Raw genomic sequence first — 25,430 nt, 5'->3', positions numbered from 1 at the left:
ATAAATGATTACAAAAGATAATTTAAAAGAAGTTTTAAAGAGTTTAGGGTTTAGCCAAAAGAAAAATGTTTATAGCAAAACCATAAATTCCTACATAATGCAAGTGGATTTTGCTAACCAACAGCTTATCTACCCAAAAGACTTATACACAGAAAGCGATTCTGTTGTGGGCTTTACCACCACAGATGGCAAAGCAAGAAATGAAAACTTTGTCGTCTTTGAGTGCGTGCATAGGCTCTTAGAGCAGGGCTATAAGCCAGAGGATTTAGTGCTAGAGAAAACTTGGAGGCTAGGACACACAGGCAAAAGCGGCAGGGCAGACATCACTATTTACAAAGAGGCAGAGGACACAAAAGAAAAATTTGTCTATGCCATCATAGAGTGTAAAACCGCTGGAAAAGAATACACCAAAGCAAAGCAAGACCTATTTACAAACGAAGAGGGTAATCAGCTCTTTAGCTACGCCGCACAGGCTAGAAGTGTAGAGTGGCTATGTCTTTATGCAAGTGATTTTGATGCAAATACGAAAAGTATAAGCTATAAAGATGAGCTTATACAATTTAAAGACGATGATAATGTTTTAAATTTAGCTCTAAGCGATACAAGCATCCAAACCTTTAAACAAGCCTCAGAAGCTAGCGATATTTTCTCCACTTGGGAGGATACTTACAACAAGCAAAGTTATCACGATTTAATCTTTAAATCACAAGCTTACAATATAGGCGTATTACCTCTTTACAAAAAAGACTTAAAACCCTTTGATGAAAGCGATGGCTTAAATCTAAAATTTAGAGAAATTCTAAGGCACAATAAAGTCAGCAATAGAAACACCGCCTTTGATGTGCTACTAGCCATATTTCTAGCAAAATGCTACGATGAAAAGAAAAGTGATGATGAAAGGCTAGAGTTTTATTACAACCCCTTTAGCGATGATTATTTTAGCCTTTATAAGCGATTAAAAGGGCTTTTTATCTCTGCGATGAGAGAGTTTTTAAACGAAGAAGTCTTTTTTGTCGCCGATGATTTAGTAGAAAAAACCTTTAAAGATTATTTTCACACCAACCGCAAACAAGCCCAAAGGATTCTAGAAGACGCCATATCCGATGCACAAAATTACTCCGCACAATTTTTTGCCTTTAAAAAAGTCTATAACAAAAAGCTTTTTAATCAAAATGGCAAGATTTTAGTAGAAGTCGTCCAGCTTTTTGAAAACTATCTCCTTTTATATGCAAATAAAAATCAATTTATAAGCGACCTTTTTGAGCATTTTTTAAACGAGGGCTTTACGCAAAATGAGGGTATTTATTTCACTCCTATGCCCATTACTCGTTTTATTTGGAATTCTCTGCCCTTTGAAGACTTTGTAAATTTACGCAATAAAACATTCCCAAAAGTTATAGACTTTGCTTGTGGGGCTGGGCATTTTCTAACAGAAGGTGTCAGTGCGATAAGCGATTATTGTAAAGATAGACTAAGTATAGAAGATATTGAAATTTCACGCTATTTTTATGGCATAGACGCAGATGACCGCCTAGCTATGACTTCTCAAGTGAGTATGCTACTCAATGGTGCAGGGGGAAATAAAATCCGCTTCATAGACGGCTTAGAATACGATAAAGAGTTTTATGGAGAAAACCAGCAAGATTTTGACATCTTAGTGGCAAATCCCCCTTATAGTGTGAAAGAATTCAAACAACACCTATCACGCAGCGTTTTAAAAGGCAAAAATGGCAATATCCCTTATAAAGTGCTAGAACACTTAAGCCCCAACGCCAAAGAAATAGAAAATGTCTTTGTAGAAAGGCTTACGCATATCTTAAAACCAAAAGCCCTTTGTGCAATAATCTTGCCAAACTCCATACTAAGCAACACAGACAAATCCACCATACTCGCAAGAGAAATCATTTTACAAAATTTTGCCATCCACGCCATTTGCTCCTTTGGCTCTCAAACCTTTGGCACCACAGGCACAAACACAGCCGTTTTATTCCTCCGCCGCTTTGATGAGCCACCCAAAATTACCGAACTTTTAGAAGATAGCTTAAGTGCGATTTTTAATAATCAAAACTTAGAAAATTTCAAAGACAAAGAGATTTTGCAATCTTATGTAGCTTTTCAAAACATAGACTTGCAAGATTACAAGGCTTTTTTAAAACAAGAGCAAATTCCAAGCTACGAGCTTTTTAAAAACTATAAAGAAGCTTTTTGTGAGCAAAGTGAGATAAAAAAATATAAAGATTCTAAAGCCTTTAAGGCACTAGATACAAACTCTCAAAAACAAGAGCTAGAAAAAAGGCTTTTTGATTTTTGTTTTCAAATGGAAAGAGAAAAGCTTAAATACTTCGCCCTAACTTATAAGCAAAACACTCTCATCGTAAAATCCCCAGATGACACCGCCGAGCAGAAAAGATTCTTAGGCTTTGTCATCAATAAGGGCAAGACAAGCAATGCAGGCTTGCAAGAGACAGAGGGGCTTTTAAGCCATAAAGAGAATAGAAACGCAGAGGATAAAATCGCCTATGCTATCAAGCAAAGCTTCAAGGGCGAGTTTTATACTCATAAAGCCTTTGATAAATATGTAAGCTTTGCAAAAACCTGCCATCTTTTGACTTTTGATAACGCCCTGTTTCAAAAGACTATAAGCCTAAGCCCCGCCACTCTAAGCGAGCAAGGCAAGCAAAACAATCCACAAAACCCCTTTGCTAATTGCAAGTATGAGTTAATCTACCTTGCAGAATGTGGCGAATTTATAGGCGGCTTATGGACAGGCAAAAAGCCACCCTTTACAAAGGCAAAGGTTATTAGAAATACGAATTTTTCAATGAAAGGCACTTTAAAGCTAGATTCTGAATATCCAGAGCTTGAAGTTGAAAAAAGCCAATTTGAAAAAAGAAAGTTGGAATATGGTGACATTATCATAGAAAAATCAGGCGGCAGCTCCACACAAGCAGTAGGTAGAGTTGTGATTTTTACTTTTAAAACAAATGAACCTTATTCTTTTTCAAATTTTACGACAAGATTAAGAGTTACACGAGATGATATTAATCCCTTTTTCTTGCATTTAGTATTACACTATATTTACCAACAAGGTACAACTTTTGCAATGCAAGGGGGAATGAGTGGAATTAGAAATTTAGATATGAATTTATATAAACGCTTAAAAATCCCCCTTCCGCCGCTTGAAATTCAAAAGCAAATCGTCCGTGAATGCGAAAAGGTAGAAGAGCAATACAACACCATAAGAATGAGTATAGAAAAATACCAAGAGCTAATCCGTGCCATTTTAGTCCAATGTGGAATTTGCGATACGGGGGGCAGGAGTGATTTTTCCTTTATCCTAGAGACCTTAGAAGAGCTAGAAGCTAAACTAGATTTCACTCTTTTAGCCCCATCATCTCAAGAGCTTGAAACGAACCCCACCCCGTCATTGCGAGACAAAACTCCGTCATTGCGAGGCGAAGCCGAAGCAATCCATTTAAACCCAAATTTAGATTACCACGAATTTGACAAGTCAAATTCTCGTAATGACGACTTAAATATCCTTTTAAATTCTCTACCTACTCCACCAAAACACGGCTGGGAAAAACACAAACTAATAAATCTCTGTGCTATTAATGAAAAAACTTACAATCCAAGCAATGATATAGACAAGGAATATATTTATATTGACATAGATTCGGTGGGAAAAGGCACGGGTATATTATCCCTTGATAATAGAATTTTGGGTTCAAAACTGCCGACAAGAGCTAGGCGATTAGCCGATGATGATAGCGTAATAATTTCAACCGTGCGACCCTACCTTAAAGGGTTTGCCTACATTAAAGAACACATAAAAGATTCTATATTTTCAACAGGGTTTGCTATTCTTAGGGGCAGGGAAAAGTTAAAATCTAAATTTCTCTATATTCTTTTTATGTTTTCAGATGACTTAATGCAACAAATGGAGGAAAAAATGCCAAAATCTTCCTATCCAAGCATTAATGTTGATGATATTAAAACATTTAAAATCCCCCTGCCACCTCTAGAAGCTCAGGAAAAAATTATTCAAGCCATAGAAGCAGTAGAAGTAAAAATCGCAAACATAGATTCTAGCCTAGCAAAGCTAGAGGCAAGAAAGGCAGAAATTTTAAATAATGCCCTAAATGCAGGTAACGAGAGAGAGAGAGAGAGAGAGCAAGCAGAGCTTAAATTAATCTTAAGCAAAATTACCACCCTCACTCAAGAACGCTTAAAGCTTGCAAAGCTCATTAGCTTCATTTTGCAAAAGACGGGAATAAGTCAAAATATCAAAGAGCTATTACAAACTCTTCCTACTCCACCAAAACACGGCTGGGAAATGAAAAAATTAGGCGAAATTGCAGAGCTTATCGCAGGGCAATCCCCGCAGTCGCAGTTTTATAATGATAGGCAAGAGGGGCTTTTATTTTTTCAAGGTAAAAAAGATTTTGGTAAAAAATATTTGCAAGATTCTGGAGTTTGGACTTCTCAAGTAACCAAAGAGAGTATTAAAAATGATATTTTGATGAGCGTGCGAGCACCTGTTGGCGATGTCAATATCAACCCTTATGAAAAAATCTGTATTGGCAGGGGCTTGGCGGCTATCCGTGCGAAAAATCATAGCTTTCTTTTTTATTGCATTTCATACAACAAACATTTATTTGTAGGTAGACAAGGAATGGCGTTTGAAAGCATTAGTGTTGATGAAATCAAAAATACAAAAATCCCCCTCCCACCTCTAGAAGCACAGGACAAAATTGTTCAAAGTATTGAGCTAGTAGAACAGCAAAGTGATTTTATCAAATCTAAATTAGAATTTTTAGAAAAAGAAAAAGAAAAAATCTTGCATAAATATTTATTTTCTTAAAGTATTTTTCGCTAAACTTTGTAAATTTTATAAGGTTTAGCGATGAAGAATATTATGATACTAAGCGGAGTGGGTTTGTCTGCATTATGTTTATAAAAAAATCGCACTTGATATAGAAAATTTTATGAAAGCTAGTGATGTTTGATTCCTTTTTAAACGGCGTATTTTTAGGTTTTGGGGTGAGTGTGCCTTTTGGACCTGTAAATATTTTGATTTTAAGCTATGCCTTAAAATCTTTTAAAAATGCCTTTGCGGTAGGCTTTGGAGCCTTTAGTGTGGATATGCTTTATCTTTTTTTGCTTCAATTTGGGCTTTTGAATTTCTTAGACAATGCTATTTTTATGCGTTCTTTGGGGCTTTTTGGTTTTTGCTTTTTAACTTATATGGCGTATTTGATGCTAAGAAAAAAGAAAGAAAGCTTAAATTTAGAACACAAAGAATTTAAAGAAAGTCTTCCCAAAAGCTATATTAAAGGAGCTTTTTTAAATGGTTCAAATCCCTTTGTGATAGGATTTTGGCTCAGTGTTTCAAGTGTGGTTTTAAGCAATACTCATGCTTATTCGATGATTTTGGGGCTTGTTGTTTCTATTCTTTCTTGGGTAAGTGCTTTGGCTTTTGTAGTGGCAAGGTATAGTCATATTTTTAACGCAAGAGTGGTTTTTGCAATCAATATAATTTCAGCTATAATTATAGAGTATTTTGCTCTTAATTTACTATACAAAACTTTTATAGGATGAAAAATGAAAGAATTTTTAATCGAACTTTTAAAATTTAAATCCCTTACTCCAAATGATGATGGAGCTTTAAATTTCATCGCTATGGAATTAAGCGATTTTGAGGCGTTTTTTATCGAAGAACAGGGTATTAAAAACCTTTTACTCACTAAAAAATTTAAAGATGAAGGCGAGCATTTGGCTTTTGGTGGGCATATCGATGTCGTTGTAGCAGGTGAGGGTTGGAGTAGCGATGCTTTTTCGCCTGTGGAAAAAGAAGGTTTTATCTATGCAAGGGGCGCACAAGATATGAAAAGTGGAGTGGCAGCCTTTGTGGATGCGGCGAAAAATGCGGATTTTAAAGGAGCAAGGCTTAGTATTATTTTAACAAGCGATGAAGAAGGCGAAGCTATATATGGAACTAGAATTGTTTTAGAATGGATGAAGCAAAAAAATATGCTACCTGATTATGCTGTGGTTGCTGAGCCAACTTGCGTTAAAAAAATAGGCGATAGTATTAAAATTGGACGCCGCGGTTCTATCAATGGCAAACTTTTAATCAGGGGCAAACAAGGACACGCCGCTTATCCTGAAAAATGTATCAATCCCGTGCATGATTTTGCCCCCGTTTTAAAGCTTTTAGCGGGTTTTGACCTTGACCCGGGTAGTGCTGAGTTTAGCCCTTCAAAGATAGTTATAACCGATATTCGTGGGGGTATGGGAGTAAGCAATGTAACGCCAAATGATTTAAGAGTGCTGTTTAATGTGCGAAATTCTCCTGATACAAGCTTAGAAGATGTAAAAAGCTATGTAGAAAAAATTTGTCATGGTTTAAACTATGAATTAGAGCTTAAACAGTCAAGCGAAGCTTTTTTGACAAATATTGATAATAAAATCGTTCAAAAAATGAATGAGAGTGTGCAAAAAATTACCCATCAAGTGCCTGAATTGAATACCAAAGGCGGCACAAGCGATGCAAGGTATTTTGCAAAATACGGCGTAAAGGTAGTGGAATTTGGAGTTTGCAATGATACCATTCACGCTGTCAATGAAAGAGTAAGCGTTGAAGAATTTGAAAAACTTTGCCTTGTTTTTAGGGATTTGGTGGAGAATTTTTAAGGATTTAAAATGATAATTAATGGAGAAAAACTTGAGTTTAAAGAGCTTAAATTTTTAGCTTTTCTTAAAGAAAAAGGCTTAAAAGCCGAACTTATCGCCTTAGAATTAAATGGCAAAATCGTGCCTAAAAGTGAATTTGAAAATTTGGTTTTAAAAGAGAATGATAAGGCTGAAATCGTAAGTTTTGTAGGGGGTGGATGATGAGAGTGAAATTCAACGGCAAGGTGATGGATACGGATTTTAAAACAAGTTTGGAATTTTTTGAAAATATCAGCAAAAATGAAAATGATGTTTGGATTGTCAATGGTTTTGCGACAAAAGAAAATATGGTTTTAAACGAAGATGATGAGCTTTTTTGTATCTCTAAAACCACTTTACCGCCAAAAAACGCCCTTGATGCGATGATGAGAGCAAGGCACACACCTAAGCTTCATGGCAAATTAAAAGCGGCAAAAGTGGCTGTGTGTGGGCTTGGTGGGCTTGGCTCTCATATTGCTATCAATTTGGCAAGAAGTGGAGTGGGGTATTTAAAACTGATTGATTTTGATGTGATTGAGCCAAGTAATCTTAACCGCCAAGCTTACCGCATAAGTGATTTGGGTAAATTTAAAACCGAAGCTTTAAAAGAGCAAATAGCTGAAATAAATCCTTATATCAGTGTTGAAATTTGCACTTTAAAAATCGATGAGAGCAATTTAAAGTCCTTGTTTGAAGACATAGATATAGTTTGTGAAGCCTTTGATGGTGCGAGTGCTAAGGCTATGTTAGCGCAAAATTTTCACCGCCTTTATCCCCAAGCGATTTTAATCTGTGCTTCAGGGCTTGCAGGCTATGGGAAAAGCAACAGCATACAGACAAAAAAAATTGCTAAAAATTTCTATGTGTGTGGGGATTTGGTAAGTGGGGCTAAGGTAGGAAGGGGTTTGATGGCTCCGCGGGTAAATATTTGCGCTGGACATCAAAGCAATTTGGTTTTAGAACTTTTGGCGGAAAAGAATGAAAGTCGCAAAGTTAATAGCTAGTGAGAACTAAGAGATGAAAAAACAAGAATTCAAAGAAAAATTTAGAATCTTTCTTGGCACTTTGGAAAATAAGCTTTGTGAAAATGCAGAATGGAAAATCAAAGGCTTTATTGACAGTGATAAAAATATTTTTTCTCTATCAAATGATACAAAGCTCATTTCTAAAATTTTAGAAATCCATATTTTTCCTTTTATAGCAGAATTTGCAAAGCAAAATCATTTTGACATTATTTTGCCTACTCATCAAAATTATTATCCTGACCTATCTTTTGTATCGCAAAAAGATTTTACAATCAAATTCGCACTTGATTTAAAGACAAGCTATCGCAATGAAAAAAATCCAAATTTTTGCAATGGCTTTACTCTAGGCTCGCACGGAGAATATTTTAAAAATAGAAACTCAAACAAAAATATTCAATTCCCTTATAAAGAATATTTGGGGCATTTTTGTTTGGGCGTGATTTATGATAGGGTTTTGGTTGATGAACTGCAAAGATATGAATTGCAGGATTTAAAAACAATTCAATCAGTAATCAAAAATCTCACTTTATTTTTTGTTGAAAAATACAAAATTGCAAGTGATTCTAGCGGTAGTGGCAACACTGCAAATATAGGGAGCATTAAAAATATTGATGATATTATCAACGAAAGGGGTGTGTTTGCAGAGCTTGGAGAAAAAATCTTTGATGATTATTGGATAAATTATGGGCAAATCAATATCACAGATTCTAAAGGCAATATAAAAAAGATTACAAAACTTGCCGAATACTTAGCATATAGAGGCAAAATAGGAGCTAAGAAGTGAAAACTCTTATTCCGCCTATTAAAATTCAAGGCATTAAAAGTAAGCTTGTTGCTCATATTAAACGACATATTTCTTGGGATTATAAGGGAATGTATTTTGAGCCTTTTATGGGTAGTGGTGTTGTGGGGTTTAATATCGCACCAAAAAGGGCAATATTTAGCGATAATAATCCACACCTTATTCATTTTTATCAAGCCATTCAAAAAGGTATTATCAATAAAGATTCTATAAGGACATACCTTTATAAAGAGGGGCTGATTTTACAAAAAGAGGGGCAAGAACACTATCTAAAAATAAGAGAGCGATTTAATCAAAGCTATAATCCTTTTGACTTTTTATTTCTTAATCGTAGTTGTTTTAATGGATTAATGCGTTTTAATTCAAAAGGTGGCTTTAATGTGCCTTATTGCAAAAAAGATTCTCGCTTTTCTCAAAGCTATATTACAAAGATTGCTAATCAAGTAGATTGGGTAGGCAAACTTATAAAAAATAACGACTATGAGTTTAGAATCTGCGATTTTACAGATAGCGTGCAACTAGCAAGCAGGGGGGATTTTATCTATTGCGACCCACCTTATATTGATAGACATGCAGATTATTTCAATGCGTGGAGTGAGAAAAGGGAAAATGAGCTTTTTTGTCTTTTAAAAGCGACAAAAGCACAATTTATGCTTTCTACTTGGCATAGCAATCAATATAGAAAAAATACATATATTGATAATTTTTGGGGGCAGTTTTATAGCGATATGATAGAGCATTTTTATCATTTAGGAGCGAGTGAGAACAATAGAAATGCCATCAGAGAATTATTAATAAGAAATTATATTATTAATGGAGATTTCACACAAGATATAATAGAAAATATAAACAGAAAGATTAAAACCGCAAAGAGTTTATGAAAAAGGATTAAAAATGCAAGAAAATTTAAAAAACGATGTCTTAAAAATAGGAAAGTTTGAATTTAAAAGTCGTTTTATCTTAGGTTCGGGTAAATTTTCTCTAGAGCTTATAAAATCAGCCGTAGAAGAAGCCAAAGCTCAAATCATCACTCTAGCCTTACGCCGTGCAAATACGGGTGAAATCGCTAATATACTTGATTATATCCCTAAAAATATCACGCTTTTACCCAACACTTCAGGAGCAAGAAATGCTGATGAAGCCTTACGCATTGCAAGGCTTTCAAGGGAGCTTGGCTGCGGGGAACTTATCAAGATAGAAGTGATAAGCGATAGTAAGTATTTGCTGCCTGATAATTACGAAACGATTAAAGCTTGTGAGCTTTTAGTCAAAGAGGGTTTTACGCCCCTACCTTACATGCATGCTGACCTTTACGCTGCTAGGGCTATGCGTGATGCAGGAGCTGCGGCTATTATGCCCTTAGGTGCGCCTATTGGGAGTAATAAGGGCTTGTGTGCTAAGGAATTCATACAAATTTTACTCAATGAAATTGATTTGCCTATTATTGTTGATGCTGGTATTGGAAGTCCTGCACAAGCTTGTGAAGCTATGCAAATGGGAGTGAGTGCAGTGATGGTAAATACAGCCATAGCTGAGGCTAAAGATATAGCCTTGATGGCTAAAGCCTTTTCTTTGGCAGTAAATGCGGGAAGAGCGGCTTTTTTAGCAGGATTAGCAAGTGTGAGTGAGGCTAAGGCAAGTTCTCCATTGACGGGATTTTTAAGAGATTGATGATGAAATTTATAGATTTTTGTAGTGGTATTGGTGGTGGGCGTTTGGGACTTGTTTGACTTATTAATCAAAGCTTTTCCTTGTGAGAAAGGTTTTGCACTAAAAAATTTTAGGAAAAAGAATGCCAAAAATTTATGTGAAAAATAGAGATAAATTAATACTTTGTGGCTTATTTCTTGCGAAATTTGACACCTTAGCTTATAAATCTTTAGGCTTTTCTAGTTTTATGGAAGCTTTTAATGTTTTAGGGCTTTCTTTGGGTGGAAAGCCGAGTAATATTAAAAATTATAGAGATGAATTTGACCCTTATTTTGATAATGCAAGAAAGGGTTGGTATCAGCGGGATTTAAGAGCTTATACAAGAGAGCTTTTTGAAAAACATAAAGACTTGGAATTTGAAGCTTTTAAAAAGCTTGTTTTAAGTTTTCTTATTGAAGATTATGAAGCAAAATTGCAGGTAAATGAATTTTTGGATTTTAAAATAGATAGTGCTTTTATTAAAAGAATAAGCACAGGCAGGGCTGCTGAGCAGTATTTTAAGGATAATTTTAAGAAAGATTTTGCGTATTTTGATTTGCTTGATAGTAGGGATTTTGGCTGTGGTTTTGACTTTAAGATGCAAAATAAACAGGAATTTTACTGCGTTGAAGTGAAGGGTTTAAATGATTTAAGCGGGGGTTTTATGCTAACACAAAAAGAATATGAAGTAGCCCAAAATTTAGAGGATAAATATTGTCTTTATCTGGTTAGTAATCTCAAAGAAAAACCCAAAAAAACTTTGTTTTTTAACCCCATAAAATGCTTTGATTTTAAAAAGCAAAGCAAACAAAGTGTGCAAATAAACTATCAAGGATTTTTTGATGTATAGGATAAAAGTGGAATATTTAGGCTGTATGCAAGGGTATGCAAAGCCAAAATCTATTGAAATTTTTCATTATAAAAGTAAGCAAAAAGCATTAGAAAAATATAGAATTTTGCTTGTTACTTACCTTGTAGGTTATGGTGTTGTATATGATGATATAAGCGAAGAGACACATAAAACAGAGCTTTTGGCAAAAAGTCTTAAAGAACTAAAAACTATGGAGTTAGAAGCTATTTGTAATAAAGAGTTCGATTATAAGATTACTGTGTTTGATAATAAAAGTCGTATATTTTAAATAAATTTTAAAAAAAATAAGCGAGAAAAAATTTTGGATTTTTTTATCAAAAATCAAGCTCTAATCGTAAATGATATTTTAAAAGGCAGGGGGCAATTTGCTAGTGAATGGTTTTTAGTCATTTTAAAGATTGAAAAACAAGATTTAAAATGGCTGTTAAAACCCATTAATGAAGTCATCAATTTTTATAGCGGAGATGTGGTTATGACGGATAGAGGAAGTTTAAAAATTGGTAAAATTACCATGCAAAGAAAGGGTGGGGATAAGGGTAGATTGAGTGCGAATATGTTGCAATTTAAGATTAACCCTTGTGAGTTGTTTAAGTGATTAAAAAAGGATAGAGCTTATGTTAGATTTGCAGTATTTAAAGCTAGAAAATGATGTTTTAGCTAAGGTTTTGAATGAAGCTAAAAATTACGATGAGAGTAGGTTTGAAGCTAGGGATGTTAAGAAGGCTTTAGAAGCTACACATCTTAGCATAGAGCATTTAAAAGCCTTGCTTTCTAGTGCGGCTGAAGAATTTATAGAAGAAATGGCTTTTAAATCCGCAAAGCTTAGGCAAAAATATTTTGGCAATTCTGTTTTGCTTTTTACTCCGCTTTATTTGTCAAATTATTGTGATTCTAAATGCGTTTATTGTGGCTTTCAAAAGGGCAATAAAATCAAGCGTTCAAAGCTAAATGAAGAAGAAATTCACGCTGAGATGCAAGCCATTGCTAAGACAGGTTTGCAAGAAATTTTAATGCTAACAGGCGAGGATAGGGCAAATTCAAGCGTAGAATACATAGCTAGGGCTTGTCAAATCGCTAGGCAGTATTTTAAGGTCGTAGGGCTTGAAATTTATGCTTTAAACGAAGATGAATACGCATTTTTACGCCGCTTTGGCTGTGAATATGTAACCCTTTATCAAGAAACTTATAATCCTTTAAAATACGCCAAAATTCATCTTAGCGGAGAAAAAAGCGATTTTTCCTATCGCTTTAACGCTCAAGAAAGGGCTTTAAAAGCGGGTATGCGTGGGGTGGCTTTTGGGGCGCTTTTGGGCATTGATGATTTTAGAAAAGACGCTTTGGCTACGGCTTTGCACGCTTATTTTACCCAGAGACTTTTTCCAGCTTGTGAGCTTTCTTTATCCGCTCCAAGATTGCGTCCTATCATCAATAATGCTAAAATTCATCCTAAGGATGTGAGTGAAAAACGCCTTTTGCAAGTGCTTTGTGCTTATAGGCTTTTTTTGCCTTTTGCGGGTATTACTATTTCAAGTCGTGAAAGAAGGGGCTTTAGAGATGAGGTTATTAAAATTGCTGCGACTAAGATGAGTGCGGGGGTAAGTGTGGGCATAGGTGAGCACTCAGGCGAAAAAAAGGGCGATGGGCAATTTGAAATTTCAGATGAGCGAAGCGTGGATGAGATTATGAGTATGCTTGAAAATTCCCATTTGCAAGCTGTGATGAGTGATAGTATTTATGTGGGCTAAAAAAATCATCGCTATAAGTGATAGAAGCTGCGCCCAAGGCGATTTTTTAAAACAACTAGAAAGGCTTGTTAGGGCTGGGGTTGATGGCATAGTTTTAAGGGAAAAGGATTTAAGTGAGGATGAGTATTTTAGCCTAGCCAAAGAGGTCTTAGCCCTTTGTGCGAAGACAAAAACGACTTGTTTTTTGCATTTTTTTACTAGGGTGGGCTTGAAGTTAGGACACCCTTATTTTCACGCTCCTCTTGCCTTGCTAAGAACTGAGCCTAATTTAAGAAGGTATTTTAAGCTCCTAGGCACCTCAATCCATAGCCAAGAAGAGCTTTTAGAAGCTCTAAATTTTAAGCTTAATTACGCCTTTGTGGGACATATTTTTGAAAGTTCTTGTAAGCTAGGTTTAGAGCCTAAGGGGCTTGATTTTTTATCATCCTTACTTCAAAACCACTCCTTGCCCCTTTATGCCATAGGTGGTATTAGAGCAGAAAATTTAGAGCTTTTAAAGGACTTTGATTTGGCAGGAATTTGTATGCGTGAAGTTTTGATGAGAGAAAAAAATCCGCGTTCTTATCTTTTAAAATGTAGGCAAAAATTATGTTAGCTTTTTTGAGAAAATTTTATAAAGAGTATGAAATCATTGCTTTAAGAGAAAAAAATCTCGATGTGCTTTTTGAATTTTGTGCTAAAAATGCTTTTTATTATGAAATTTCAAATGAAATTTTAAGCAAAGAAAAACTTCAAAAAGACCTTAAAGCATTACCACAAGGTGCTAGGTTTGAAGATAAATTCTATCTAGGTTTTTTTAAAGAAACTAAACTTTGTGTGGTTTTGGAATTTATTTTACATTACCCTGATGAGAATACTGCGATGTTAGGATTTTTTATGTTGGCAAAAGAACTGCAAGGGCAAAATCACGGAAGTGAGTTCTTGCAAAATTTCTTTCAAATTTTACAGCAAAAAGGCTTTCAAGAGTGTGTTTTAAGCTTTCATAAAGATAATTTACAAGCTAGAAATTTTTGGCTTAAAAATGGTTTTCTTATAGAAGCAAATGAAGAAGAATTTGAAGATTTAGTTTCAATGGAGAAAAAGCTTGGATAAAACGATTTTTTTGCCACAGGATTTGAAGAAAATCAAAGACTTAGAGTATAAAAAATTTCAAGCCTGTGTTTTTACAAAATATACACAAAAGGATTGTTCTTATTCTTCTTTTGTGGAATTTTCAACTAATGTTTTAATTTTTGTCAAAAAAGGTTATAAAATTTTGCATTCTGCGAACAAGGATTATCCAATAAACACAAATGAAGCTTTATTTCTAAAGGCTGGAAGTTATGTTTTAAGCAATATACCTTATCAAGAAAATTATGAAGCTTATTTATTTTTCTTTGATAATGCTTTTTTGATTGAACTCATTTATAAATACCAAGCATTTTATCACACAGAAGAAAGCGAAAATAAGGGGATTTTTTGGGTAAGAAATGATTTAGTATTGTGCGGGATTTTAGAATCTTTTAATCCGCATTTTGAAGAAAATACTCAGATTTTAGACCCCTTGATTGCTTTAAAATTTGAAGAAATATTTTTGCATTTATTTTTAAGTAAAAATAAACATTTTATCGCTTTTTTGAGTGTGATTTTTAAAGAATTTAAGCTTAATTTAGCTCAACTTTTTACTTATTGTAATAGAGAATTTCTAAGTGTAAATGAGATGGCTTGTTTTGCTAGACTTGATTTGACTAGCTTTTCTAAAGAATTTAAAAAATGCTTTGGTATTTGTGCAAAGCAATGGTTAGATGAGAAGCGTTTGCAAAAGGCTAAAATTCTACTGGAGTTTTCTTCTAAGAATGTAAATGAAATTGCTACTGAATGTGGTTTTGGTAATGTGTCTTGGTTTATTTTGCGTTTTAAGGAGAAATTTCATCAAACACCCAAAAAATATCAAAAATCAAAAAACCCCTATTTTTTATCAAAAAACTAATACCCTTTTTTTCTCAAACTCCCTATAATAAGGCATATTTTCAATGAAAGGTAAAAAATGAAAAAATATGTTTTAAGTTTAATATGTGCTATGAGTTTGCTAAATGCAAGTGGATTAAAATATCAAGAAATTGATGGTTTTTCAAATCCTGAAAGCATTTTTGTGGATAAAGATTACATCTATGTTAGCAATATAGGTAAAAAACCTGAGCCTTTAGAAAAAGATGGAGATGGTTTTATTTCAAAACTTGATAAAAATGGCACAATACTTGAGCTAAAATTTATCACTCATTTAAATGCGCCTAAAGGAATGATGGGCTTGGCTAATGTGCTTTACATCGTGGATATTGATAGCTTGTATGGTTTTGATTTAAATAGCAAAGAAGAGCTTTTTGTTTTGCCTATTAAAGATGCGATTTTTTTAAATGACATTGTAAAATTTGATGATAATACCTTGCTTTTGAGCGATACAGCTACGGGGCTTATTTATAAATTTGATATTAAAACAAAACAATATGAAGAATTTTTAAAGCTTGATACTAAGCTTTTTGGCGGAGCTAATGGGCTTTATCTAAAAAATCATAAACTTTTTATGGCAGGATATAATGTTGATGGTATTAGTGGAGGTGTTGTGATGAGTTATGATTTAAGGAGTAAAAAATTAGAAATTCTTAAAAAAGAAAAACAAGCTTATGATGGAATTTTTGGTTTTAAGGATAGCTTACTGGTAAGTTCTTGGGGAGAGAATTTAAATGGAATTATTTATCGCTTGGAAAAGACTAAGAGTTCAGAACTTGATTTACCTTTTATGAAAGGACCTGCTGATATTTTTGTGGATAAAGATGATTTATGGATTCCTAAGATGTTAGAAGGTAAAATATTAAGAGTGAAACTTCAAATTTAAGGCTTTCATGGCATCAAAAATTTTTTGGCTCAATTTTTCCATAGTTATTATTATTGCTTTTAATTTGCGCGCGCCCATCACTGCCATAGGTCCTATTATCGATGTGATAAGGCTTGAGTATGGCTTAAGCTCAACCTTAGCAGGGGTGCTAACCAGTCTTCCTCTTATTGCTTTTGGAAGTATTTCGTTTATAGTGGGGTATTTTGCACCCATTAGGGCTATTGTAGTGGGGATTTTTTTGATTTTTATGGGCGAATTTGTAAGGTCTTATTTGGGTATTTATGGACTATTTTTAGGTATGCTAGGAACGGGTTGTGGCATTGCTATTGCCAATGTTTTGTTGCCCAGTTTTATTAAGGAAAAATTTCCTAAAAAAATGGCAGGAGTGATGGGGGTTTATAGCTTTATTTTAAGCGTTTCTTCCATAGTGGGTATAGCTTTGGCTCTTCCTTTATTTAAGCTATTAGGGCTTTCAGGTTCTATGGTATTTTGGGCGTTTTTTTCTTTTTTAGCCTTAGTGATTTATTATCCTCAAGCAAAAAACGGTCGCTTTTTTAGGGTCCGAAAAAAATCTTCTAAAAAAAGTGCGATTTTTAGCCAACTTGGCACTTGGAAAATCACTTTTTTTATGGGTTCGCAAAGCTTTTTGGCGTATTCTTTGTTTTTTTGGTATGTGCAAATCATCGTAGAAAAAGGCTTTTCAAAGGAATTTGCTACGGATATGCTCCTTTTTGCCCAGCTTGTGGCTATGCCCGTTTCTCTTTTTGCACCCTTGCTTTTATCTAAGCTAAAAGCTAGTTTTCACGCACCTTACATAGCTTTTTTATGCTCGATGTATGCCTTAGGCTTTAGCTTGCTTTTTGCCTTTGATAGCAAATTTTTGGTTATTTTAAGTGCTTTTTTACTTGCCTTTCCTTGGGGCGGGGTCTTTGGTATAGTTTTGCTTTTCATAGCGCAAAAAAGTGCCACCACTCAAGTAGCGGCTAAACTTTCAGCCTTAGCTCAGGGTTTTGGGTATTTAATCGCAGCTCAGGGGCAGTGGATTATAGGCTTAATGCACGATAAATTCGGTAATTTTTCAGCCTCTTTGCTTATGCTTGTGGGCGTGGGAATTTTGGTAAATATCTTTGGTTATTTATCCTATAAAAGTGAAAAAATTAAATAAAATTTAAAGCCTTTTCTAGCAGTATATCGCTTCCGTTTTTTAAAGCTATGCCGTGCAATCTTGTGGATATGTCTTTTAAATTTATCTTCAAAATGGCTTTAAAAACTGCTTCGGTCCCAGCTTCATCTTGGGTAAAAATTTGACACAAAGCCTTATCTTGTAAAAATTTAGCATTAAAATACTGATGATTTTTAGCTGCATAGGGATAAGGTATGAAAATAGCAGGTAAGGTATTAGCACAAAGCTCAAAAAGAGTGCTAGCCCCCGCTCTTGCAAGGGCTAGGTCTGCTTCTTTCATTTTTTCTTCTAAATTTAAACTAAAGTCAAAAACATCAGCTTTTATGTTTAAAGCTTCATAGTGTTTTTTACATTTTTGTAAATCCTTTGAGCCACATTGATGAATGATTTTAATGCCCTTTTCTTCAAGCTTTGGTGCTAAATTTAAGGCTAAATCATTGATAAAAGATGCCCCCTGGGAACCACCCAAAAAAATAATATTTTTTAATTCCTTACGCACTCTTGCCGTGTCAAAAAAGCCTTCTCGCACAGGATAAGGACAAAGTTCTTTTTCAAAGGCACTAAAGAAATTTGAGGCAAAAGGCTTTAAAAGCTTATTTAAAGAACCGCTTTTTGAATTTTGCTCGTGTATAAAAAAAGGCAAATGCGAAAACAAAGCCGCAAAAGAAGCAGGAGCCGCACTATAACCTCCTACGCTAAAAACAGCCTTAACTTCATATTCTTTAAAAATTTCCTTGCAAGTCTTAGAGAGTTTTAAGGTATGAAATAAAGAGCTGATTTTTCCTAATTTGTTTTGATTAACCACTCCTTTAGAGCTTAAGAAAAATTTTTCCTTAAAGCGTTCTTCATTTTCAAACCACGCCCTATCTTGCCCGTTTTGACTGCCTATATAAATACAAGTTATATTTTTTTTTATCGCACTTTCTAGCAAACAACGCACTATGACTAAATGCCCACCCGTTCCACCGCCTGTTAAAGCCACTGTCATAATTTAACCTTTTTTGAAATCATTAATACATAGCCTATGCCTATGCAAATTGCCCACATCGAACTGCCTCCATAGCTTAAAAGAGGCACGGCTACGCCTTTTAATGGAGTAAGGGAAATAATACCAAAGGCATTCATAAAAAAAGAAAAAAGTAAAAGCAAGGCTATGCCTGAGCAAAAAATAAAATCCTGCTTCGCTTCGCATCTTCCTGCTATTCTAAAAATTCTTAAAATCATCCAAAGATAGATAAAACAAATAATTCCAAGACCCAAAAGTCCTATTTCTTCGGTAATTCCTGAAAGAACAAAGTCTGTATGCACTTCGCTTAAAAATCCTAGCTTAAAAGTGCCAAGCCCCAAACCTTCGCCAAAAAATCCCCCGTGGGCTATGGCATTTAAGGAGTGTGAAATTTGATAAGGTTCGCTGTTGCTGCTTACCCTTAAAGCATCCGCTAACCAATTAGGCAGCATAGGCAAGAAAGCATCTTGAATATTGCCCCACCAAGAAGCGATTCTTTGAATACGCCTTTGATTGCTAAAAATTACCATTATGCCTATCATCATAATGATTAAAGTTCCAAAGGCAAAAAGCCTTTTGCTAGCCCCTGCAAAAAAGGCTAGAGCCAAAATCAAAAAGAAAGAAATCACGCTTTGCCCTAAATCATTTTGCGTAATATAAATATAACCTATAACCAGACAAGCCAGTATGCAATAAGGCAAAAGGATTAAGGCTTCGTGTCTTATGGCTTTTTTACTCTCATCAATACGCCTTGTATAAGACCAAGCTAGAAAATAAATCAGTCCTATTTTGAAAAATTCCACAGGAGAAATAGAAAGGGGTCCTAAGCGTATCCAGCGTTTAGCCCCCCCGCTAGCTGTTGCCAAGGCAGAAGGTAAAAACGGCAAAATAATGATAAATATAAAAGAAATAATCAAAATAGCTAAAATAATTTTTTTAGAAAGTGCTTTATCGGGGTTAAGCTGGGAGATAAAAAACATTATAAGTATGCCACTAATGCCAAAAAAAAGCTGACGAATAAAAAAATGAACTTCGCTATAATCTAAAAAAAGTATGGTAAAAGCTGTAAGAGAATAAGAAAATACTATGCCTATGGTGATTAAAATACAACTTAAATAAAATAATCTTTTATCCGCAACCATTGATAACTTTTTCTTTCATTTATAATTTTCTTTGGGAATTTTTAAAAAGTTTTATTATAGCTAAAATACATTAAAATTTTTGCTAAGTTTTTGTAAGGAAATTTTGCTAAAATTAAGAATAAAAATACAAAAAAAGGGCAGATAATGAATCAAATCCATAAAATTCTCATAGCAAATAGGGCTGAAATAGCCGTGCGTGTCATTCGTGCTTGTAGGGATTTGCACATTAAAAGTGTTGCGGTTTTTACCGAGCCTGATAGGGAGTGTTTGCATGTAAAAATCGCCGATGAGGCTTACCGTATAGGAACGGATGCTATAAGAGGATATTTAGACGGGGGTCGTATTGTTGAAATTGCTAAAGCTTGTGGAGCCGATGCTATACATCCGGGTTATGGATTTTTAAGTGAAAATTATGAATTTGCTAAGGCTTGTGAGGAAGCAGGACTTGTGTTTATAGGTCCAAAATCTGAAGTTATTTTAAAAATGGGAAATAAAAATATCGCTAGAAAATTAATGGCTAAAAATGGAATTCCCATAGTTCCCGGAACTGAGAAATTAAACTCTTATAGTTTAGAAGAGCTTAAAACTTTTGCTGAGAAAATAGGCTATCCTGTGATTTTAAAGGCTTCTGGCGGAGGCGGGGGGCGTGGAATTCGTGTCGTGCATAAAGAAGAAGAGCTTGAAAATGCTTTTGAATCTTGCAAAAGAGAAGCTTTGAGCTATTTTAATAATGATGAGATTTTTATGGAGAAATTTATAGTCAATCCCCGCCATATAGAATTTCAAATTTTAGGGGATAATTATGGCAATATCATTCATCTTTGCGAAAGAGACTGCTCTATCCAACGCCGCCATCAAAAGCTTATAGAAATAGCACCTTGTCCGGGAATTTCAGATAATCTTAGAAAAACTATGGGTGTGAGTGCCGTGGCTGCGGCTAAGGCTGTGGGATATACCAATGCTGGCACCATAGAGTTTTTGCTTGATGATTATAACCGCTTTTATTTTATGGAAATGAATACAAGAATTCAAGTTGAGCATCCTATCACGGAAGAAATCACAGGCGTGGATTTAATCGTGCGTCAAATTCGTATCGCAGATGGGGAAATTTTGGATTTAGAACAAAGCGATATTAAGCCTAGGGGTTTTGCTATTGAAGCTAGAATTACAGCTGAGAATGTGTGGAAAAATTTCATTCCAAATCCGGGAAAAATAGGGGAGTATTACCCAGCTCTAGGTCCTTCTGTAAGAGTGGATAGTCATATTTATAAGGACTATGTGGTGCCTCCTTTTTATGATTCTATGTTGGCAAAGCTTATTATTAAAGCCACTAGTTATGATTTGGCAGTAAATAAACTCGAAAGAGCCTTGAAAGAATTTAGCATAGAAGGCATACGCACGACCATACCCTTTTTAATCGCTATTACCAAAACAAGAGAATTTAGGCGAGGCTTTTTAGACACCTCTTTTATAGAAACTCATATGCAAGAATTATTGGAAAAAACAGAAGACAGACACCAAGAAAATAAAGAAGAAGTCATAGCTGCCATAGCGGCTACACTTAAAAAAATACGAGAAAGTAGGCAATGATGGATTTTATAAGCAGTCTTAAAAATATTAAAAGAGAAATGCAAGCTAGTGCTAATACTTCAAAATTGGCAAAGAAATCCAGTAAGAGTGGAGCAAGTGTAAAAAATTTAGAAAAATTAGCTAAAGATATTCGTCAAAAAAATGAGGAAACAAATATGGATAAACAAATGCAAGAAATTTTTCTAAAACAAGAAAAATTACAAGATGAATTTTCTGAATTTATCAAAAATGCAGATATTAAGAAAATTTAATGTTTGAGCTTGGTTTTTGCACCCTTGAAGATAAGTGTCCTTATTTAAAAGATAAACGCTCAAGAATAGAATATAAATACATAGAGAATTGCTCTAAAGAACTCAATGGTGCATTGATAAGGCGGGGTTGGCGGCGTTTTGGAAGGTATTTTTCGCGTCCTATTTGTGAAGATTGCAATGAATGCTTAAGTCTTAGAATTTTGGTTAATGAATATAATTTTTCAAGAAGCCAAAGAAGGGTTATTAATAAAAATATCAATACCAAAGTCCTGCTTAGAACGCCCCATTTAAGCAATGAGCATTTGTTTTTATACGATAAATACCATCGCTTTATGGAAGAAAAAAGGGCTTGGAAACGCTATGATTTAAGCTTTAAGCAGTATTATAATCTCTATATCGATGGCTTTATGGATTTTGGCTATGAGCTTGCTTTTTATAGGGAAAATAAGCTTGTTTGCGTGGATTTGATTGATATTTTAGAAGATGGAATTTCTAGTATTTATTGTTTTTATGACCCTGAATTTTCTCATCTTTCTTTGGGTAAATTTTCCTTACTTGAAGAACTAAAAATAGCTAAAAAAATGAGATTAAATTATATTTATCTTGGATATTTTGTAAAAAAGTGTCAATCTTTATCCTATAAAGCCGATTATACACCCAATGAAATTTTAAAAGGCACAAGGGGGCTTTTTGAAAATGAGCTTTTATGGGAGAAATGAATGCAGATTGTTCAGACTTTAGAAACTATTAATGTTAATACAGACGATATTAGCGTATTTCAGTATTTTAAAGACTTGATTACTAAAAATTTCACAAAAGTAATAGGACGCAAGAATAAGATTTTTTCCTTTTTTGAGGAAAATGAAATTCCACAAAGACGCTATTTTTTAAAGGTTTTAGACCAAAAATATCGCAAAAGTTCCAATGAAAGCATAGAGAATTTAAAAGATGCGTATTTTAAAACCTTCAGGCTTAATTTTGAGCAAAACAATACGCTAAAGCCTATGTTGTTTATAAAGGTTGATTTTGCTGCGGGTAGGATTTTGATGAAATTAAGTGCCAATGAAAGGCTTTTTATAGCTTATATTAAAAACTATTTTAAAAATCACAGCGTAGAATACGATGAAATGACGCACATTCTCATCTTAGAATACAAAGATGAAGGCACTTTTGAGCTTTTTGAAGCCTTTGCGGATGAGAGTGAGCATTTAAAGTATTGTGTGAATTTTGAAGTTGATAGAGAAGAATACAAAAAATTTCGTCAAAATATTCACAATAAAGAAAATATGAAATGGAAATTTAATGCCCTAGCTAAACTTTTTAGCAATTATTTTAGCACCCTAGAATGCACCCCGCAAAATGATTTAAGCGAGATTAGACAAAAATATCTTATCCTTGTCAAGCTTTATCATCCTGATTTTCATCAAGGCAAAAGTGCCATAGAAAAGGCTTATGCAAGAGAGCAATTTGAAAAAATACAAATTGCTTATGATAATCTAAAAGCCCTTTACAAAAATAATGCTTAATTTAGTTTTTCTCTTTCATAAATTTTTCTTAATTTGCTATCTAGTTTAAAGCAAAATTTAAAAAGTGCAGGAACTACAAGCAAGGTAAGCAAGGTCGAGCTTATAAGTCCAAAGATAACGGCTATTGCCATAGGAGAATTGGCTTCATAGCCCGCACCTTTTGAAAGAGCAAGGGGTAGCATAGCAAAAATCATAGCAAAAGTGGTCATTAAAATAGCCCTTAAGCGGGATTTTCCAGCGATTAAAAGAGCTTTATCGGGTTCTAAGCCTTCGCGACATTTTTGATTAGCCACATCTACAAGCAAGATAGCGTTTTTTCCTACCATACCAAAGAGTAAAATAAGGGCGATTAAAACAAAAAGAGAAAAATTATGCCCCGTGATAAATAATCCTATACAAGCTCCGCCAAAGGCTAAAGGCATACTTACCATAATAATAAAAGGCAAAATAAGACTTTCATAAAGTGCGGCTAAAACAAGATAGATTAAAATAAAGGCTAAAATCACTGCCATAGCAAAGCCTTGCACGGTTTCGCCTAAAAGATTGATAAAGCCTGAAAAAGCATAGCTAAGATTTGTATTGTGATTTAAAATTTTATCCTTATTATCCACTAAAAGTTTTTGCACTTCGCCTAAGGATACGCCATTAATCCCTGCTGTAATTTTTACAGAGCGATTTTTATTGTAGCGATTAATACTCTTTAAATTCTTGCTATATACAAAATCCACTACGCTTGAAAGTTCTAAATTGACACCTTGATTATTCTTAATGCTAATGCGTTTTAGTGCTTCTATATCTTTTTTAAATTCAGGGGCAAAACTTAAGATAATATCGTCCTTTGAATTTCCCCTATCCATACTTCCTACGCTAAGTTGGGCAAAAGAATACCCCAAAACCCCAGCGATATACTCAGGATTGACATCTAAGAGTTTGGCTTTTTCTTTGTTGATATGCAAGGCTACTTCATCTTTTGTAGCATTGGCATTATCATTTATATCTACAATACCCAAGTTAGTGCCTAAAATTTCTTTGGCACGAGAAGCTGCTTCTTTTAGAGTGTTTAAATCATCTCCTAGGATTAAAAACTGAACAGGCTCATCAATACCCGCACCTTCTATCTTTGGAAGTTCTAAAATTTTGATTTTCAAACTTTCGTCTTGAAATTTTTGACGATACAAACTTACTATGGCACTTTGTCTTAATTTTCTTTCATCTAAATTTTTAAGTTTGACATAAATTTTAGCCTTAGTCGAGTCTTTAGCATCATCATAACCCACCAACAAAAAAGCATAAGCTACATTTTCATCTGCTTGAATTTTTTCAAGCAAATTAAAGCTTTTTTCTTTCATAGCTTCTAAACTTAAATCTTTTTTGCTCTCAAGCAAAACTTGAATTTCGCTATCATCTTCCATAGGCAAAAAATCAAGTCCCAAACGCGTAGCTAAAGCAAAAGAAAGTCCTACAAAAACAAGAGTGGCTAGGATAAATTTTGCTTTATTTTGTAAAATTTTATAGAGCAAATTTTCATATTTTTCTTCTATTTTTTCAAAAAAAGCTTCTGTTTTTTCATAAAATTTACTCTCTTTTGGGTTTAAAAACCTAGCTGCAAGAGTGGGTATTAAAAACACAGAAACCAAAAAGCTTACAACTATTCCACTAGCTACGCTTATGCCTAAGGCATTAAAAAAGAGTCCGGGAATGGAGTTCATATAAGAAATAGGGATAAAAACACAAAGCAAAACTATGCTAATGCTTAAAACACTAAAGCCTATTTCTTTAATACCTAAAAAAGCAGCTTGTAAGGGTAGATAGCTTTTTAGTTTTTTGGCGATATTTTCAATCACCACTATGGCATCATCTATGAAAATTCCTATGCTTAAGGTTAGAGCTATGAAGCTTAGGCGGTTTAAATCATAACCTAAAAGGTCAATAATAAAAAAAGTTGAAATGATAGAAGTGGGTATAGCTATGCAAGCTATGAGAGTGGCACTTAAATTTCTTAAAAATAAAAACACGATAACAAGGGTTAGAAAAATCCCCAAAACCATATCAAAAATCACTTGAGAAAGGTGTTTGTGGATATTTAAGCTCTTATCATAAAGCACATTAATGCTTATATCTTTTGGAATTTGTTTTTCTAAAAGCACTAAGGCATTTTTGACATTTTTAATCATTTCAAGGGTGTTGTAATTTGTGATTTTGCCTAGTTCTAAAAGCACTCCTTCTTTGCCTTCATATAAAGCACTTTGTTTTTCATCTTCATAAAAACTTGAAATATGAGCAATATCGCTTAAAAATACCCCTGTTTTTATGCGAAGGCTTTTAAGCTCTTCTAAATTTATAGCTTCAAAATAACCCTTGATGATATAAGTATTTTGATTATTGTTAAGTTCGCCTAGGGCTTGTTTGAAATTTTGACTTTTGATGATATTAGCAACTTCAAGGGCGTTAAGACTATATTTTCTAAGCTCATTGGGTTTTAGTTCTATACGAATTTGAGGCTCTAAAAATCCCTTAGCTTCGATTTTACCTACTCCATCAATTCTTTGTAAAAAAGGCTTTATTTTGTCATTGATTTCACGCATGAGTTGTAATTTATCTTTAGAATATAAAAAAAGTGAAATAGCAGCACCCGAATCTGAGCTAATTTTTTCAATTTGGGGTTTAGAGGGTAGGCTTAAAGTTCCTATTTTATCACGCACATCATTGGCTGCTACTTCAAGATTTTTACCCAGTTTAAACTCGACTACACTGACGCTAAAATTATCATACGCAGCCGAAGTTATAGTCTTTACTCCATCAATCTCACTTAGGGCATTTTCTATTTCTTTGGTAAGTTTTGATTCTACGAAATTTAAATCCCCATTTACCTTGCTTGTGATTTTTATAAGAGGTATAGAAACATTAGGAAATAAATTCACACTCATACTAAAAGCAGAGATTAGCCCAAAAATCATTAAAGCCAAAAAAAACATCAGCACAGCAATAGGTCGGTTTATAGCTAGTTTAAACAT

General features: G+C 34.2%; 24 protein-coding genes. 21 read left to right on the top strand and 3 right to left on the bottom strand.

Annotated features, from left to right (window positions below; translation table 11 throughout):
• Positions 1–4 precede the first annotated feature (4 nt).
• The 17 genes from ACLL8X_RS00635 (at position 5) to ACLL8X_RS00555 (ending at position 16,883) form a co-directional block, all read left to right on the top strand.
• Positions 5–4,864 carry a restriction endonuclease subunit S gene (locus ACLL8X_RS00635; protein ID WP_411989025.1) on the top strand — a complete coding sequence of 1,620 codons (4,860 nt, stop codon included), beginning with the start codon at positions 5–7 and terminating at the stop codon, positions 4,862–4,864.
• 137 nt (positions 4,865–5,001) lie between these two features.
• Positions 5,002–5,601, top strand: coding sequence for a LysE family translocator (locus tag ACLL8X_RS00630; RefSeq protein WP_411989024.1), 600 nt, complete (start codon positions 5,002–5,004; stop codon positions 5,599–5,601).
• A gap of 3 nt (positions 5,602–5,604) precedes the next feature.
• On the top strand, positions 5,605–6,696 hold the full coding sequence (gene dapE, locus ACLL8X_RS00625; protein ID WP_411989023.1) for a succinyl-diaminopimelate desuccinylase: 1,092 nt from the start codon (positions 5,605–5,607) through the stop codon (positions 6,694–6,696).
• A gap of 9 nt (positions 6,697–6,705) precedes the next feature.
• Complete coding sequence (gene thiS / locus ACLL8X_RS00620; protein WP_411989022.1) at positions 6,706–6,897, top strand: sulfur carrier protein ThiS; 192 nt, start codon at positions 6,706–6,708, stop codon at positions 6,895–6,897.
• On the top strand, positions 6,894–7,718 hold the full coding sequence (thiF, locus tag ACLL8X_RS00615) for a thiamine biosynthesis protein ThiF (protein ID WP_411989021.1): 825 nt from the start codon (positions 6,894–6,896) through the stop codon (positions 7,716–7,718). Before thiS ends, thiF begins: the two co-directional genes overlap by 4 nt.
• A gap of 13 nt (positions 7,719–7,731) precedes the next feature.
• Positions 7,732–8,523, top strand: coding sequence for a type II restriction endonuclease (locus tag ACLL8X_RS00610; RefSeq protein ID WP_411989020.1), 792 nt, complete (start codon positions 7,732–7,734; stop codon positions 8,521–8,523).
• Complete coding sequence (locus tag ACLL8X_RS00605; protein ID WP_411989019.1) at positions 8,520–9,422, top strand: DNA adenine methylase; 903 nt, start codon at positions 8,520–8,522, stop codon at positions 9,420–9,422. The genes ACLL8X_RS00610 and ACLL8X_RS00605 overlap by 4 nt, the downstream gene beginning before the upstream one ends.
• Before the next feature lie 13 nt (positions 9,423–9,435).
• A complete protein-coding gene (locus tag ACLL8X_RS00600) occupies positions 9,436–10,212 on the top strand; it encodes a thiazole synthase (protein WP_411989018.1) in 777 nt (258 codons plus the stop codon).
• 121 nt (positions 10,213–10,333) lie between these two features.
• Positions 10,334–11,080: a protein NO VEIN domain-containing protein gene (locus ACLL8X_RS00595; protein ID WP_411989017.1), complete on the top strand. Its 747-nt coding sequence runs from the start codon at positions 10,334–10,336 to the stop codon at positions 11,078–11,080.
• Positions 11,073–11,369 (top strand): hypothetical protein, encoded by a 297-nt coding sequence (locus ACLL8X_RS00590; RefSeq protein WP_411989016.1) that lies wholly within the window; start codon positions 11,073–11,075, stop codon positions 11,367–11,369. Before ACLL8X_RS00595 ends, ACLL8X_RS00590 begins: the two co-directional genes overlap by 8 nt.
• Positions 11,370–11,696, top strand: coding sequence for a PDDEXK family nuclease (locus ACLL8X_RS00585; RefSeq protein WP_411989221.1), 327 nt, complete (start codon positions 11,370–11,372; stop codon positions 11,694–11,696).
• Positions 11,697–11,715: 19 nt separating this feature from the next.
• Entirely contained in the window at positions 11,716–12,846 is a 1,131-nt protein-coding gene (thiH, locus tag ACLL8X_RS00580) for a 2-iminoacetate synthase ThiH (protein ID WP_411989015.1), read from the top strand.
• The gene (locus ACLL8X_RS00575) at positions 12,836–13,441 is read left to right on the top strand and encodes a thiamine phosphate synthase (RefSeq protein WP_411989220.1); all 606 of its coding nucleotides are present in this window, start codon (positions 12,836–12,838) and stop codon (positions 13,439–13,441) included. The genes thiH and ACLL8X_RS00575 overlap by 11 nt, the downstream gene beginning before the upstream one ends.
• The gene (locus ACLL8X_RS00570) at positions 13,435–13,938 is read left to right on the top strand and encodes a GNAT family N-acetyltransferase (RefSeq protein ID WP_411989014.1); all 504 of its coding nucleotides are present in this window, start codon (positions 13,435–13,437) and stop codon (positions 13,936–13,938) included. Before ACLL8X_RS00575 ends, ACLL8X_RS00570 begins: the two co-directional genes overlap by 7 nt.
• Positions 13,931–14,815 (top strand): helix-turn-helix domain-containing protein, encoded by an 885-nt coding sequence (locus tag ACLL8X_RS00565; RefSeq protein WP_411989013.1) that lies wholly within the window; start codon positions 13,931–13,933, stop codon positions 14,813–14,815. The genes ACLL8X_RS00570 and ACLL8X_RS00565 overlap by 8 nt, the downstream gene beginning before the upstream one ends.
• A gap of 57 nt (positions 14,816–14,872) precedes the next feature.
• A complete protein-coding gene (locus ACLL8X_RS00560) occupies positions 14,873–15,718 on the top strand; it encodes an ATP-binding protein (protein WP_411989012.1) in 846 nt (281 codons plus the stop codon).
• A gap of 7 nt (positions 15,719–15,725) precedes the next feature.
• Positions 15,726–16,883: an MFS transporter gene (locus tag ACLL8X_RS00555; RefSeq protein ID WP_411989011.1), complete on the top strand. Its 1,158-nt coding sequence runs from the start codon at positions 15,726–15,728 to the stop codon at positions 16,881–16,883.
• Here the strand turns inward: ACLL8X_RS00555 and murG are convergent.
• Positions 16,876–17,889 carry an undecaprenyldiphospho-muramoylpentapeptide beta-N-acetylglucosaminyltransferase gene (murG, locus tag ACLL8X_RS00550; protein WP_411989010.1) on the bottom strand — a complete coding sequence of 338 codons (1,014 nt, stop codon included), beginning with the start codon at positions 17,887–17,889 and terminating at the stop codon, positions 16,876–16,878. The genes ACLL8X_RS00555 and murG overlap by 8 nt on opposite strands.
• Positions 17,886–19,049 (bottom strand): putative lipid II flippase FtsW, encoded by a 1,164-nt coding sequence (ftsW, locus tag ACLL8X_RS00545; protein ID WP_411989009.1) that lies wholly within the window; start codon positions 19,047–19,049, stop codon positions 17,886–17,888. Before ftsW ends, murG begins: the two co-directional genes overlap by 4 nt.
• Before the next feature lie 144 nt (positions 19,050–19,193).
• On the opposite strand from ftsW, the gene ACLL8X_RS00540 reads away from it, so the two are divergent.
• Genes ACLL8X_RS00540 through ACLL8X_RS00525 form a run of 4 tightly spaced genes read left to right on the top strand, consistent with a single transcriptional unit; the run spans position 19,194 to position 22,416 of the window.
• Entirely contained in the window at positions 19,194–20,639 is a 1,446-nt protein-coding gene (locus ACLL8X_RS00540; protein WP_411989008.1) for an acetyl-CoA carboxylase subunit A, read from the top strand.
• Entirely contained in the window at positions 20,639–20,890 is a 252-nt protein-coding gene (locus ACLL8X_RS00535; protein ID WP_411989007.1) for a hypothetical protein, read from the top strand. Before ACLL8X_RS00540 ends, ACLL8X_RS00535 begins: the two co-directional genes overlap by 1 nt.
• Entirely contained in the window at positions 20,890–21,609 is a 720-nt protein-coding gene (locus ACLL8X_RS00530; RefSeq protein WP_411989006.1) for an arginyltransferase, read from the top strand. Before ACLL8X_RS00535 ends, ACLL8X_RS00530 begins: the two co-directional genes overlap by 1 nt.
• Positions 21,610–22,416, top strand: coding sequence for an adenylosuccinate lyase (locus ACLL8X_RS00525; protein WP_411989005.1), 807 nt, complete (start codon positions 21,610–21,612; stop codon positions 22,414–22,416).
• Here ACLL8X_RS00525 and ACLL8X_RS00520 read toward each other — a convergent pair.
• The gene (locus tag ACLL8X_RS00520; RefSeq protein ID WP_411989004.1) at positions 22,413–25,430 is read right to left on the bottom strand and encodes an efflux RND transporter permease subunit; all 3,018 of its coding nucleotides are present in this window, start codon (positions 25,428–25,430) and stop codon (positions 22,413–22,415) included. The genes ACLL8X_RS00525 and ACLL8X_RS00520 overlap by 4 nt on opposite strands.

This window comes from Campylobacter parajejuni (assembly GCF_046764905.1).
Lineage (GTDB): Bacteria > Campylobacterota > Campylobacteria > Campylobacterales > Campylobacteraceae > Campylobacter_D.
This window is presented reverse-complemented; position numbering and strand designations above follow the sequence as displayed.